Origin of the sequence: Saccharothrix sp. CCNWYY140 (genome assembly GCF_037401995.1) — a bacterium.
GTDB lineage: Bacteria > Actinomycetota > Actinomycetes > Mycobacteriales > Pseudonocardiaceae > Actinosynnema.
The window spans coordinates 1-12,095 of record NZ_JBBEGC010000176.1 but is presented as its reverse complement, the minus strand read 5'-3'; the positions used below and the strand labels follow the sequence as shown (position 1 = coordinate 12,095).

The window sequence follows — 12,095 nt, the reverse complement described above, 5'->3', positions numbered from 1 at the left end:
TCAGGACAACCCCGACAAAGCGTGGTTGCCCTTCGGGCAGGCCATACGGTGGGGGAACCGAGGCCCTCCACTTGTAGCTAGGGCTACAGCGCGCTCCGCGCGCGAACTACGCGCTGCGCGCGGGAAAGGCGGCGCGGCCGGTGAGTTGGAGGGTGCGTGGGCTTGCGGCTGGCGGGTGGGACCGGCGTGAGTGGGTTGTGGGGCGCGTAAGTGGTGCGTTGCCGGATTGGTTGTGGTGGTGGGGGGCAAAAAGTGGGGCTGTGGGGAATGATCAACCTTGGCCCCTGGTTGTCCGAAGTGGGTGGTCAGGGGTGGGCTGGGGGTTGGCCCCGGTCCTTGTCCACCGCATCTCGTTAGAGTGCGACGGGATCGGGATCGGGTACGGCAAGGGGAGCGGAGCGGGGTATGGGTGTGAAGGTTGGGTACAAGGCGTCTGCCGAGCAGTTCGGGCCTCGGGAGTTGGTCGAGTACGCCGTGTTGGCCGAGGAAGTCGGGTTGGACAGTGTGACCGTGTCCGACCACTTCCTGCCCTGGCGGCATGAAGGTGGGCATGCGCCGTTCGCGCTGTCGTGGTTGTCCGCTGTTGGCGAGCGGACCAAGCGGGTGACGCTCGGGACCAGTGTGTTGACGCCCACGTTCCGCTACAACCCCGCTGTCATCGCGCAGGCGTTCGCCACGTTGGCGTTGCTCTACCCGAACCGGGTGTTCCTGGGTGTCGGGTCCGGGGAGGCGCTCAACGAGATCGCCGTGTCGGGGCGGGAATGGCCGGAGTTCAAGGAGCGGTTCGCTCGGCTGCGGGAGGCCGTGCGGTTGATCCGCGAGTTGTGGACGCAGGACAACGTGAACTTCGACGGCGAGTACTACCAGCTCGTCAACGCCAACATCTACGACCGGCCCGAGCAGCCGGTGCCGATCTACATCGCCGCCGGTGGGCCGACCGTGGCCAAGTACGCCGGGCGGGCCGGGGACGGGTTCATCTGCACCTCGGGCAAGGGCATGGAGCTCTACACCGAGCAGCTGCTGCCGGCGGTCGCGGCGGGGGCCGAGGCCGCCGGCCGCGATGCCGCCGAGGTGGACCGGATGATCGAGATCAAGCTGTCCTACGACCGCGACCCCGCCCAGGCGCTGGAGAACACCCGGTTCTGGGCGCCGCTGTCGCTGACGCCCGAGCAGAAGCACAGCGTCGGCAGCGCCGAGGAGATGGAGCGCCTGGCCGACGAGCTGCCGATCGAGCAGGTCGCCAAGCGCTGGATCGTCGCCTCCGACCCGGAAGAGGCCCTCGCCCAGATCCAGCCGTACGTGGACGCGGGCCTCAACCACCTGGTCTTCCACGGTCCCGGTCACGACCAGGAGCGCTTCCTCACCCAGTTCGCCGAGGACGTCCTTCCTCTGTTGCGCAAGCTCGGCTGACGGCCTTACTCACCGCGGAGTCGAGGACGGGGTCGCCGAACAGGGTGATCCGGGCGATCCCGTCCTCGGCCAACTCCAGTACGACCACCGCGAAACGCCGGCCCCGCAAGTACGACACCGCGCCGAACCCCCCGTTGACGCGGATCGTCTCCATGCGCCAGTCGCCGGGCGACTCCATCGCACGGGCCGCCAGGTAAGGCGCGCACGTCGCCTTCCCGGCGAACCACGTCCGCACCGGCGCCATCTCCAGCGCCGCGTCCACCCGCAGCAACTCCTCCAACGCGGCGGCGTCGCTGTTCTCGAACGCGTCGACGTACCGGCGCAGCAGCTCCCGCGCCCGTTCCTCGGTGGGTTCCGGCGCCGGCCGGGTCGCGGGCGAGACCTCCGCCAGCCGCACCCGTGCCCGGCGCAACGCGCTCTTCACCGCGTCCACCGACATGTCCAGCACCTCGGCGGCCTCGGGCGCGGTGAACGCCAGGACGTCACGCAAGATCAGCACCGCACGCTGACGCGGCGGCAGGTACTGCAAGCTCGCCACCAGCGCCAACCGGATGCTGTCCCGCATGGCCGCGATCGCCGCAGGGTCGTCGTCCTCGGAGGTCACCAGGGCGTCCGGCAGCGGCTGGAGCCACCGCGTCTCCGGTCCCGCGAAGACCACCGGACGGTCCGGGTCGTCGGCCGGGGCGGTCAGCTCCGACGGCAGGACCCGGCGGCTGTGGTGGCTCAACGCGGTCAGGCAGACGTTGGTGGCGATCCGGTACAGCCAGACCCGGACCGACGACCGCCCCTCGAAGTCGTCGATCGCGCGCCACGCCCGCAGGTAGGTCTCCTGGACCGCGTCCTCCGCGTCGTCCACCGAGCCGAGCATCCGGTAGCAGTGCGCCACCAGCTCCCGCCGGTGGCGCTCCACGTCCCGCTCGAAGCTCACGCCGGGAACTCCGCCGCGAACCGCCGCAGGGGCTCGACGTCCGTCCCGACGAACCCGATCACCAACTCCTGCACGCCGACCTCCTCGTACCGGGCGATCCGCTCGCGGATCGTGTCGAGCGTGCCGATCAGGCCGTAGGACGCCAGGTCGCCGGGGAACGCGAACTCCGACCCGGGCGGCACCAGCGCACGCGCCGCCTCGTCGCTGTCGGCGATGATGCACGCGGTGGTCGCGGTGCGCTTGATGCGGTCGAAGTCGGTCCCCACGTCGGCGCAGTGCTTGCGCAGCACCTCGTACTTGTGCGCCAACCCCTCGGGCGACTCGATGACGTTGCACCCGTCGGCGTACTGGGCCACGATCCGCAGCGTCACCCGCTCACCGGCGCCGGCGACCATCAGCGGGATGCGTTCCTGCACTCCCTTGGGCTGGTTCACCGCCCCGCGCACCGTGTAGTGCTCGCCCTCGAACGTGGCTTCCTCGGACGTCCACAGCGCCCGCACGACCTGCACGGCCTCCTCCAGCCGCCGCAGCCGCTCGCCGGGCGGTGGGAACTCGTAGCCGTAGCCGACGTGGTCGGGCTCGTACCAGCCCGCCCCGATGCCGAAGGTGAACCGGCCGTTGGACAGGACGTCCAGCGTGGACGCCATCTTCGCCTGGAGCGCTGGGTTGCGGTAGGCGTTGCCGGTCACCAGGTGGCCCAGGCGGACGCGGGAGGTCTCCCGGGCCAGCGCGGCCAGCGTGGTCCACGACTCGAACAGGTAGTCCTGGGACGGCGGGATGGTGTGCAGGTGGTCGGGCGCCCACACGGCGGCGTACCCGAGCTCGTCGGCGGCCCGAGCGAGCCGGGTGAGCGTGTCGAAGGCCTCGACGGGGTCGGTGACGCCGGCGAAGTCCCGGCCGAAGCCGGTGGGCAGGAAAACAGAGAACTCCATGACGGTGCAGACCTCGCCCACGCCCGAAAGGGGTCGCTCTTCTAGAACCGGCAGAACCGCCGGACGAGGTCGGCGTGCGACGGGTACTCCGCCGCCACCTCGTCCGCCTTGGCGAAGCTCACCACGTCGTCGGTGTACGGCGGCACGACCACGGTCCCGACCAGCGACCACTCGCCCGCCGGCTCACTGGCCTGCCACACCCCGGCCGGCACGACCACCTGGGGCCGCTGGCCCGCCGCCAGGTCCGACCCCAGCACCGGCTGCTCGACCCGCCCGTCCGGGTGCAGCAGCAGCATCCGCAGCGGCGCGCCCGCGTGGTACGCGTAGACCTCCAGGTGGGTCAGCACGTGCAGCCCGGAGAACTCCGGCGCGCGCAGCAGGTAGTAGATCGCCGACGCCTCCTCGGACCGCCACGACTGGCCGAAGTGCCCGCCCTCCACCGGCAGCTCTTCCAGTCCCAGCAGGGAGATCGCCTCGTCCGGGGTCATGTCAGCTCCGCCTCCACCGATCCGTGCACCACGACCATGCCCTTGCCCAGTCGTTTCGCCGTGTACATGGCCGCGTCCGCGCTGCCGAGCAGGTCGTCCGCGGTGAGCGCCGGGTCGTGGGTCTCCCGGTGCGAGATGCCGATGCTGGCCCGGATGCGGTGCTCGCCGTGGGACGTGCGGTGCGGGGACGCCATCGCCGCCAGCACCCGGTCGCCGATCTCCTCCGGCCGCGCGGGGTAGCCGTCGACCAGGATGCCGAACTCGTCGCCGCCCAGCCGGGCCACGGTGTCCTGAGGGCGGACGCAGTGCTGGAGGCGTTCGGCGACGATCCGCAGCACGGCGTCGCCCTCGGCGTGGCCGTAGTTGTCGTTGACGTCCTTGAACCCGTCCACGTCGATGAACAGCACGACCAGCGGGTCGGGCCGGTCCAGCGCCGCGTTGAGCCGTTCCCGGAACAGCACGCGGTTGGCCACCCCGGTCAACGGGTCGTGGTAGGCCTGGTGCCGCAGCCGCTCGCGGCTGTCGCGCAGCTGTTCCAGCAGCTTGACGTTGTCGATCAGGGTGAACAGCTGCCGGGCGATGACCAGCAGCACCACCCCGAGACCCACGTAGATCTCGAACGGGTTCAGCCGCACGCCGGTGGCCGTGCCGACCACGATGAACAGGCCGGTGACCAGCATCGGCAGGTACGGCACGAGGATGTGCAGCATCTCGCCGGCACGCAGCCGCCCGGTCCCGGACCGCTCCCGGCGCGGGCTGCTCGGGGCGATCGAGGACAGGAAGAACATCGCCGGGCAGATCATGAACCCGATGTCCGCCGCCGTGGGGATCGCCGTCGCGCCCTTGCTCACCAGGAACGCGAACACCCACCCCGACGACGACTGCGCCAGCCCCGCCAGGGCCACGAACAGCATCGGCAGCTGGCGCACCGACCGGTGCGACCACGACGACACCAGCAGCACGACCAGCATCACCAGGTACGCCGCCGGGTGCGCCACGACGGTGGCGAACCCCGGCCCGGAGGTGGCCCACGCGCGGACCATCGACTCCAGCAGCGACACCCACGTGAGGACGAACAACGAGCCGACGACGATCAGGCCGTCCAGCACGATGACGACCTTGCTGCGGTGGTTGGGCAGCGACCCGGAGCCGCCGTGCCCGAGCACCAGCACGGCGAACAGCGTCAGCACCGGCACGAGGATGAACCCCAGCGGCGCCACGGTGGTCGAGGGCAGCGAGACGCCCAGGAACACCTGTCCCCAGATCCACGCGCACATCCCGACCACGAGGCTGGCCATCGCCGCCGCCATCCACAGCCGCCACCGCCGGGCGGTGCCCTGGCGGCGCAACCCGGCGCGCCAGTAGCAGACCATCGCGGCGGCGGCCCCCGTCAGCTGCGCGAACTTGTCGATGGCGACGGAGGTAGAACGATCAAGGACACCCGAGACGACCAGTGACACGACCGCCACCAAGAGGAGGCAGACGGCAGCCGTGATGAGGCTGAACCGTCTCAAGGTCATGGCACCCCGCCTATGCCGCGACTGGAGTCGATCAGATGACCAAGCCACTGTAGTGACACCGTAACGCTCCGTCGAAGCGGGGGTATCGGCTTGTGACCGAACGCGTGTCGAACAGGGGGTGTGAACTTCCACCCGGTACGGTTCGAACTGGTGTTCGTGGCGGGCATTGGGAGAGGACCAGCGTGCGTGTGTTCGGAGTCGACCCCGGCCTGACCCGATGCGGTTTCGGGGTGGTCGACGGCGGTCCCGGACGCACCGTCAGACCCGTCGCCGTGGACGTCATCAGGACGCCGGTGGACGCCGATCTCGCGATCCGGCTCTTGCAGCTCTCCGACGCCGTCGAACAGTGGCTCGACCAGTACAAGCCCGATGTCGTCGCCGTCGAGCGGGTGTTCAGCCAGTACAACGTGCGCACCGCGATGGGCACCGCCCAAGCCGGGGGAGTGGTGGCGCTGGCCGCCGCCCGCCGGAACCTCCCGGTCACGTTCCACACGCCCAGCGAGGTCAAAGCCGCCGTCACCGGCTCCGGTCGCGCCGACAAGAAGCAGGTCACCGCGATGGTGACGAAACTCCTCGGCCTCAAGACCGCGCCTAAACCCGCCGACGCCGCCGACGCCCTCGCCCTGGCCATCTGCCACCTGTGGCGCGCGCCCATGCGGTCCCGCCTCGAAGAAGCCCAAGCCAGGGCCGCCGAACTCGCCCGCACCCACCGCGCGAGACTTGCCCAAGCCGCCGCACGCACGACCGGAGGGAAGACCCAGTGATTTCGTCGCTTCGTGGACAGGTGCTGTCCATCGGACTCGATCACGCGGTCGTCGAGGTGGGGGGCGTCGGGTTCGCCGTGCAGGCCACGCCCGCCACGCTGGCGACCCTGCGCCGCGGCGAGGAGGCCGCCCTGGCCACCGCCCTGGTCGTGCGCGAGGACTCGCTGACCCTGTTCGGGTTCGCCGACGCCGAGGCGCGCGAGCTGTTCGGGCTGCTCCAGACCGTGTCCGGCATCGGTCCGCGGCTCGCCTTGGCCACCCTGGCCGTGCTGGAGCCGGACAAGCTGCGCGCGGCCATCGCCGAGGGCAACCTCACCGTGCTCACCCAGGTCCCCGGCATCGGCCGCAAGGGCGCCGAGCGGCTGTGCATCGAGCTGCGGGACAAGGTCGGCCAACTCCCGTCCGCGCCCACCGCCTCCAACACCGGCCAGGTGCGCACGCAGGTCGCCGAGGCGCTGCTGGGCCTGGGCTTCCCGGCCAAGCAGGCCGAGCAGGCCGTGGACACCGTGCTGGCCGACGACGGCGCGCAGGGCACCTCCGAGGTCCTCCGCAAGGCGCTGGCGCTGCTGGGCCGCAAGCGATGACGTCCTTCGACGACGGCGACGACATGCTCGACCCGCTGCCCGACCCGGCCGAGCGGGACGTCGAGTCCACCCTCCGCCCGAAGGACCTGCACGAGTTCGTCGGCCAGCCCAAGGTCCGCGAGCAGCTCGAACTGGTCCTGCACGGAGCCCTGCGGCGGGGCGCGCCGCCGGACCACGTGCTGCTGTCCGGCCCGCCCGGCCTGGGCAAGACCAGCCTCGCCATGATCATCGCGGCCGAGCTGGGCGCGTCCCTGCGGATCACCTCCGGCCCGGCCCTGGAACGCGCCGGCGACCTCGCCGCGATGCTGTCCAACCTGGTCGAGGGCGACGTGCTGTTCATCGACGAGATCCACCGCATGGCCCGCCCCGCCGAGGAGATGCTGTACCTGGCGATGGAGGACTTCCGGGTCGACGTCGTGGTCGGCAAGGGACCGGGCGCGACCAGCATCCCGCTCGACATCGCCCCGTTCACGCTGGTCGGGGCCACCACCCGGTCCGGCGCGCTGACCGGCCCGCTGCGCGACCGGTTCGGGTTCACCGGGCACATGGAGTTCTACAGCCCCGACGAGCTGGAGCTGATCATCCGCCGGTCGGCCAAGATCCTCGGCGTGGACCTGCGCGAGGACGGCGGCCGGGAGATCGCCGGCCGCTCCCGCGGCACGCCCCGCATCGCCAACCGGCTGCTGCGCCGGGTCCGGGACTTCGCCGAGGTGCGCGCGGACGGCGCGGTGACCCGCGAGGTCGCCCGGGACGCGCTGGCCGTCTACGACGTGGACGAACTGGGCCTGGACCGGCTGGACCGGGCCGTGCTGGGCGCGCTGGTGCGCAGCTTCGGCGGCGGGCCGGTCGGCGTCTCCACGCTCGCCGTCGCGGTGGGGGAGGAGCCCACGACGGTCGAGGAGGTGTGCGAGCCTTACCTGGTGCGCGCGGGCATGCTGGCCCGCACGCCGCGTGGCCGGGTGGCGACCGCCGCCGCCTGGCTGCACCTGGGCCTCCAGCCACCCGCGAAGGCGCCCGGCGAGGGCACCAGGAGCCTGTTCGACGACGCCGGCGACTGAGCGGGTTTGCTGACCTGGCACAATCGGCGGCGGCACCCCAGGAAATCCGGACGTTCCGGGCACACCAGTCCCGCCGCGCCCGGTTGAACGGAGAATGATGGGCAACCTGTCTTCCTTGATGTTCCCGCTGCTGCTCGTGCTGCTGGCCGTGCCGCTGTTCCTCAGCGCACGCAAGCAGAAGAGGGCCGCGGCCGAGCAGCAGGCGCTCCTGAAGTCGCTGGAGCCCGGCGACCGGGTGATGACGACCTCCGGCCTCTACGCCACGGTCGTCGACGCGAGCGACGACGACACGATCGACCTGGAAATCGCGGACGGCGTGGTCACCACGTGGCTGCGGCCCGCGATCCGCGAGAAGGTCAACCCCGTCACCGACGTGGAGGAGACCGACGCGGTGGTCGACGACGTGGTCGAGGACGCGCCCGCCGCGACCGCCGAGCCGGCGCAGCAGGACAGCAAGAAGTAAGACGCACGGCGATCGGGGTTGTGCCGCACGCGCGGCACAATCCTTTCGCCGCCGCGCACCTATTGGGACGGCCCGGGAATCCGGGTCAAGTGTGAACGCCGTCCGGCCGATGTGATTGGTCCGGTTAACGCATTATGGCCGGTCGGAATGCCGGTCGGCGGTGGCCGAACCGGTTCGCCAACCGGTGACAGACAACTCACACGGTGCGGGGTACGCTGCGCAATCACCCGGCAGGGCAGTGCCGGGTGGACAAGCGCTGCCCTGGTCCGTGTCCCACGGTCCCGGCGGCGGGACATTCACAACGACAGTTGCAGGAGACGGACGGACCGTGGCACCCCCGGCCGGGCAAATCCGCCCCGCGAAGTACCTGGGCGCGTTTGTCCTCATCGTGGTCGCGCTGTACTCCTTGGTGTTCTTCACCGGGGGCGGCAAGGCGACACCCAAGCTCGGAATCGATCTCCAAGGTGGCACGCGGGTCACGCTGACCGCGCGCGCCCCCGACGGCCAGACGCCGACCGACCAGGCCCTGAACCAGGCTCGGGAGCTGATCGAGACCCGGGTGAACGGGCTCGGTGTCACCGGCGCGGAGGTCGTCCGCGACGGCACCAACCTGGTGATCACGGTCCCGGGCACGGACAGCGAGGGCGCCAAGCGCCTGGGCCAGACGGCGAAGCTGAACTTCCGCAAGGTCGTCGGCTCGCCGCAGCCCAACGCGCCCGAGCCCGCGCCGACGCCGTCGACCACCCCGAGCACCTCGGGTTCGGCCGCGCCGACCACCACGGCCCCGCCGTCGGGTTCGGAGACCGCGTCCGTCGCGCCGACCACGAACGCCCAGGGCCGCCCGGCGCCGCCGCTGGAGCAGCAGCCGACCGACACGGCCACGCCGCCCGCGACGACCACCCCGTCGGCGCCGACCGAGCCGCAGGTCGACTGCCGCAAGGTGTTCAACGGCGAGTACTCCGAGAAGACCGAGGACTCCATCAACGAGGCCCGGACGTGCCGCCAGGACCCGGCGCTGACCACGCTGGACGCGCAGACGGTCTCCCAGGCGCTGGCCGCCTTCACCTGCCCGAAGAAGGACCCGCTGCTGGGCAACGACGACCCGGCCCTGCCGCTGCTGACCTGCGACCAGAAGGCCGAGTTCAAGTACGTGCTCGCGCCGGTCTTCCCGGCCAAGGACGCGCAGGTCAAGGACGACGACTACACCCTGTACTCCCGGCTGACCGGTGAGGACATCTCCAACGCCATCTCCGGCACCGACCCGCAGGGCGCGGGCTTCGTCGTCGACCTGACCTTCAAGGGCGAGGGCGGCGAGAAGTGGGGCAAGTTCACCTCGGCGAACGTGTCCCAGCAGGTCGCGGTGGTGCTGGACAGCCAGGTCGTGTCCGCGCCGAACATCAACGAGCCCATCCTGGGCGGCAACACCCAGATCTCCGGCCAGTTCACCCAGAAGGACGCCGAAGGCCTGGCCAACGTCCTGAAGTACGGCTCGCTGCCGCTGTCCTTCGAGGCCTCCGAGGCCGAGACGGTGTCCGCGACGCTGGGCCTGGCCTCGCTCAAGGCCGGCCTGATCGCCGGCGGCATCGGCCTGGCGCTGGTGTTCGTGTACTGCCTGTTCTACTACCGCCTGCTGGGCCTGCTGACGATCCTGTCGCTGGCGCTGTCCGGCGCCGTGGTCTACGCGGTGCTGGTGCTGCTGGGCCGCTGGATCGGGTTCACCCTGGACCTCGCAGGCATCGCCGGTTTCATCGTGGCGATCGGTATCACCGCGGACTCGTTCGTGGTGTTCTTCGAACGGTTGAAGGACGAAGTGCGCGAGGGCCGGACGTTCCGCTCGGCCGTGCCGCGCGCGTGGGTCCGCTCCCGTCGTACGATCCTGTCGGCGGACGCGGTCAGCTTCCTCGCCTCGGCCATCCTGTACGTGATCGCGGTGGGCCAGGTGAAGGGCTTCGCGTTCACCCTCGGCATGTCGACCGTCCTGGACCTCGTCGTGGTCTTCCTGGTCACGCACCCGCTGGTCTCGATGGTCTCCAAGTCGAAGTCCCTGTCCAGCCCGAAGCTGTCCGGTCTCGGTGGCGCCGTCCAGGCGGGCGCCGACGAGCGGGCCGCCGTGTCGGCGGGCAAGACCGCCGCGAAGGAGGTCTGAGTCCGATGGCGCAGTCCAAGGGCAACGTGTTCCAGCGGTTGTACGTCGGCAACGGCGCCTTCGACATCGTCGGCAAGCGCAAGCGCTGGTACGTGCTGTTCGGCGTGATCCTGCTGGTGTGCCTCGCGTCGATCATCTTCCGCGGGTTCAACCTGGGCATCGACTTCACCGGCGGCACCCGCGTCCAGATGCCCGCGCAGAGCGCGTCGGGCACGATCAGCGTCGAGGCCGCGAAGGAGTCGTTCGCCAAGGCCATCGGCGAGGAGCCGACCGCGGTGCAGACCGTGGGCACCGGCACGGCGACGACCATCCAGATCCGCTCCGAGACGCTCGACGCGGCCCAGGTCGCCAAGCTCAAGGAGGGCTTGAACAGCGACCTCAAGCCCAACGGCGGCCTGAGCGCCATCAGCGACAGCGCGGTGTCGGCGTCGTGGGGCGGTGAGATCACCACCAAGGCGCTCATCGCCCTGGGCGTGTTCTTCCTCGCCGTGGCGATCTTCCTGGCGCTGTACTTCGAGTGGCAGATGGCCGTGGCCGCGCTCGTCGCGGTAGTGCACGACGTGGTGATCACGGCCGGCGTGTACTCGCTGGTCGGCTTCGAAGTCTCGCCGGCGACGGTGATCGGTCTGCTCACCATCCTGGGCTTCTCGCTGTACGACACGGTCGTCGTGTTCGACAAGGTCAAGGAGAACACCCGCGGCCTGCTCGGCCTGACCAGGCGGACGTACGGCGAGGCGGCCAACCTGGCGGTCAACCAGACCCTGATGCGGTCGATCAACACCTCGCTCATCGCGCTGCTGCCCGTGCTGGGCCTGCTCGCGATCGGCGTGGGCCTGCTCGGCGTCGGCACGCTGAAGGACCTGGCGCTGGTGCAGCTGACCGGTATGGCGATCGGCGCCATCTCGTCCATCTTCATCGCGACCCCGGTCGCGGTGGAGCTGAAGATGCGCGACCCGAAGTACAAGGCCCAGGCGGCCCGCGTGCAGCAGCGCCGCGACAACCTGGCCCGCAAGGCGTCGGGCGAGGTCGTCTCGGGCGGCGACGTGGTCGAGTCCACCGACGACGAGTCGCTGAAGGCCGAACTGCGCCACGAAAAGGCCCTGGCCGCGGCAGCCGGCGTCCCGTCCCGCACCAGCAAGTCCACCGACGCCCGCCGCCGCCCGACCGGCAAGAAGCACCGTTGAAGCTGGACAAGGCCCTAGGGCTCCTGCGTGAGGTCCCGGACTTCCCCCAACCGGGGGTCGTCTTCCGGGACCTCACGCCCGTCCTGGCCAACCCCGATGCCCTCCGTGCCGTGGTCGACGCGTTGCAGGACAAGATCCACCCGGACACACAGGTGGTAGCCGCCATCGAGTCCCGGGGCTTCTTGTTGGGGGCGGCGCTGGGGTATGGCTGGCGGTATGGGGTCGTGCCCCTGCGCAAGCCCGGCAAGCTGCCTGCGGTGGCCCATCGGCTGTCCTATGACCTGGAGTACGGGACGGCCACCCTGGAGTTGCCTGCGGATGCCATTCAGCCTGGTCAGCAGGTCGTCGTGGTGGATGACGTGCTGGCTACCGGGGGGACGGCGGCGGCTGCTTGTGCGTTGGTCGAGCGGGCTGGGGGAGTGGTGACCGGGGTGTCGGTCGTGCTGGAGATCCCCGGCTTGGGCGGTCGCGAACGGCTGGCCGGCCGCTCGGTGAACGCCCTGCTGGCCGTCTAGGTACTGACTCCCCTCGCCTCACGCGCTTTTCGGCGCGCGCAGCGCGGTCTTCGCGCGCGGAGCGCGCGGTAGGTGTTACCTACAAGTGGAGGGCCTCGGTTCC

12 protein-coding genes are annotated in these 12,095 nt (G+C 70.5%); 8 read left to right on the top strand and 4 right to left on the bottom strand.

Features of this window, described 5'->3' with window-relative positions:
- The first annotated feature begins 405 nt into the window (after positions 1-405).
- A complete protein-coding gene (gene fgd / locus WBN91_RS36815; RefSeq protein WP_337728920.1) occupies positions 406-1,410 on the top strand; it encodes a glucose-6-phosphate dehydrogenase (coenzyme-F420) in 1,005 nt (334 codons plus the stop codon).
- Here fgd and WBN91_RS36810 read toward each other — a convergent pair.
- Genes WBN91_RS36810 through WBN91_RS36795 form a run of 4 tightly spaced genes read right to left on the bottom strand, consistent with a single transcriptional unit; the run spans position 1,361 to position 5,278 of the window.
- Positions 1,361-2,338 (bottom strand): RNA polymerase subunit sigma-70, encoded by a 978-nt coding sequence (locus tag WBN91_RS36810; RefSeq protein WP_337728919.1) that lies wholly within the window; start codon positions 2,336-2,338, stop codon positions 1,361-1,363. The two genes, fgd and WBN91_RS36810, sit on opposite strands and share 50 nt — an antisense overlap.
- Complete coding sequence (locus WBN91_RS36805) at positions 2,335-3,270, bottom strand: LLM class F420-dependent oxidoreductase (RefSeq protein WP_337728918.1); 936 nt, start codon at positions 3,268-3,270, stop codon at positions 2,335-2,337. The genes WBN91_RS36810 and WBN91_RS36805 overlap by 4 nt, the downstream gene beginning before the upstream one ends.
- A 41-nt stretch (positions 3,271-3,311) precedes the next feature.
- Positions 3,312-3,758, bottom strand: coding sequence for a cupin domain-containing protein (locus WBN91_RS36800; RefSeq protein ID WP_337728917.1), 447 nt, complete (start codon positions 3,756-3,758; stop codon positions 3,312-3,314).
- Positions 3,755-5,278 carry a GGDEF domain-containing protein gene (locus WBN91_RS36795; RefSeq protein WP_337728916.1) on the bottom strand — a complete coding sequence of 508 codons (1,524 nt, stop codon included), beginning with the start codon at positions 5,276-5,278 and terminating at the stop codon, positions 3,755-3,757. The genes WBN91_RS36800 and WBN91_RS36795 overlap by 4 nt, the downstream gene beginning before the upstream one ends.
- A gap of 182 nt (positions 5,279-5,460) precedes the next feature.
- Here WBN91_RS36795 and ruvC point away from each other — a divergent pair, with 182 nt between their 5' ends.
- The 7 genes from ruvC to WBN91_RS36760 all read left to right on the top strand — a co-directional run bounded on the left by ruvC (position 5,461) and on the right by WBN91_RS36760 (position 11,992).
- Positions 5,461-6,042, top strand: coding sequence for a crossover junction endodeoxyribonuclease RuvC (gene ruvC / locus WBN91_RS36790; RefSeq protein WP_337728915.1), 582 nt, complete (start codon positions 5,461-5,463; stop codon positions 6,040-6,042).
- Positions 6,039-6,626, top strand: a complete 588-nt coding sequence (ruvA, locus tag WBN91_RS36785; protein ID WP_337728914.1) for a Holliday junction branch migration protein RuvA — start codon at positions 6,039-6,041, stop codon at positions 6,624-6,626. Before ruvC ends, ruvA begins: the two co-directional genes overlap by 4 nt.
- Positions 6,623-7,684, top strand: a complete 1,062-nt coding sequence (ruvB, locus tag WBN91_RS36780; RefSeq protein ID WP_337728913.1) for a Holliday junction branch migration DNA helicase RuvB — start codon at positions 6,623-6,625, stop codon at positions 7,682-7,684. Before ruvA ends, ruvB begins: the two co-directional genes overlap by 4 nt.
- A 97-nt stretch (positions 7,685-7,781) precedes the next feature.
- Positions 7,782-8,147 carry a preprotein translocase subunit YajC gene (gene yajC, locus WBN91_RS36775; RefSeq protein ID WP_443217863.1) on the top strand — a complete coding sequence of 122 codons (366 nt, stop codon included), beginning with the start codon at positions 7,782-7,784 and terminating at the stop codon, positions 8,145-8,147.
- 328 nt (positions 8,148-8,475) lie between these two features.
- Positions 8,476-10,293: a protein translocase subunit SecD gene (secD, locus tag WBN91_RS36770; protein WP_337728912.1), complete on the top strand. Its 1,818-nt coding sequence runs from the start codon at positions 8,476-8,478 to the stop codon at positions 10,291-10,293.
- Between the two features lie 5 nt (positions 10,294-10,298).
- On the top strand, positions 10,299-11,477 hold the full coding sequence (gene secF / locus WBN91_RS36765; protein WP_337728911.1) for a protein translocase subunit SecF: 1,179 nt from the start codon (positions 10,299-10,301) through the stop codon (positions 11,475-11,477).
- Complete coding sequence (locus tag WBN91_RS36760) at positions 11,474-11,992, top strand: adenine phosphoribosyltransferase (protein WP_337728910.1); 519 nt, start codon at positions 11,474-11,476, stop codon at positions 11,990-11,992. The genes secF and WBN91_RS36760 overlap by 4 nt, the downstream gene beginning before the upstream one ends.
- The last annotated feature ends 103 nt before the right edge of the window (positions 11,993-12,095 follow it).

What these genes read in the sequence shown, in the direction of transcription:
- fgd (WP_337728920.1), top strand. Translation starts at nt 406, where the DNA reads ATGGGTGTGAAGGTTGGGTACAAGGCGTCTGCCGAGCAGTTCGGGCCT.
- yajC (WP_443217863.1), top strand. Translation starts at nt 7,782, where the DNA reads ATGGGCAACCTGTCTTCCTTGATGTTCCCGCTGCTGCTCGTGCTGCTG.
- WBN91_RS36805 (WP_337728918.1), bottom strand. Translation starts at nt 3,270, where the DNA reads ATGGAGTTCTCTGTTTTCCTGCCCACCGGCTTCGGCCGGGACTTCGCC.
- WBN91_RS36800 (WP_337728917.1), bottom strand. Translation starts at nt 3,758, where the DNA reads ATGACCCCGGACGAGGCGATCTCCCTGCTGGGACTGGAAGAGCTGCCG.
- secF (WP_337728911.1), top strand. Translation starts at nt 10,299, where the DNA reads ATGGCGCAGTCCAAGGGCAACGTGTTCCAGCGGTTGTACGTCGGCAAC.
- WBN91_RS36795 (WP_337728916.1), bottom strand. Translation starts at nt 5,278, where the DNA reads ATGACCTTGAGACGGTTCAGCCTCATCACGGCTGCCGTCTGCCTCCTC.
- ruvB (WP_337728913.1), top strand. Translation starts at nt 6,623, where the DNA reads ATGACGTCCTTCGACGACGGCGACGACATGCTCGACCCGCTGCCCGAC.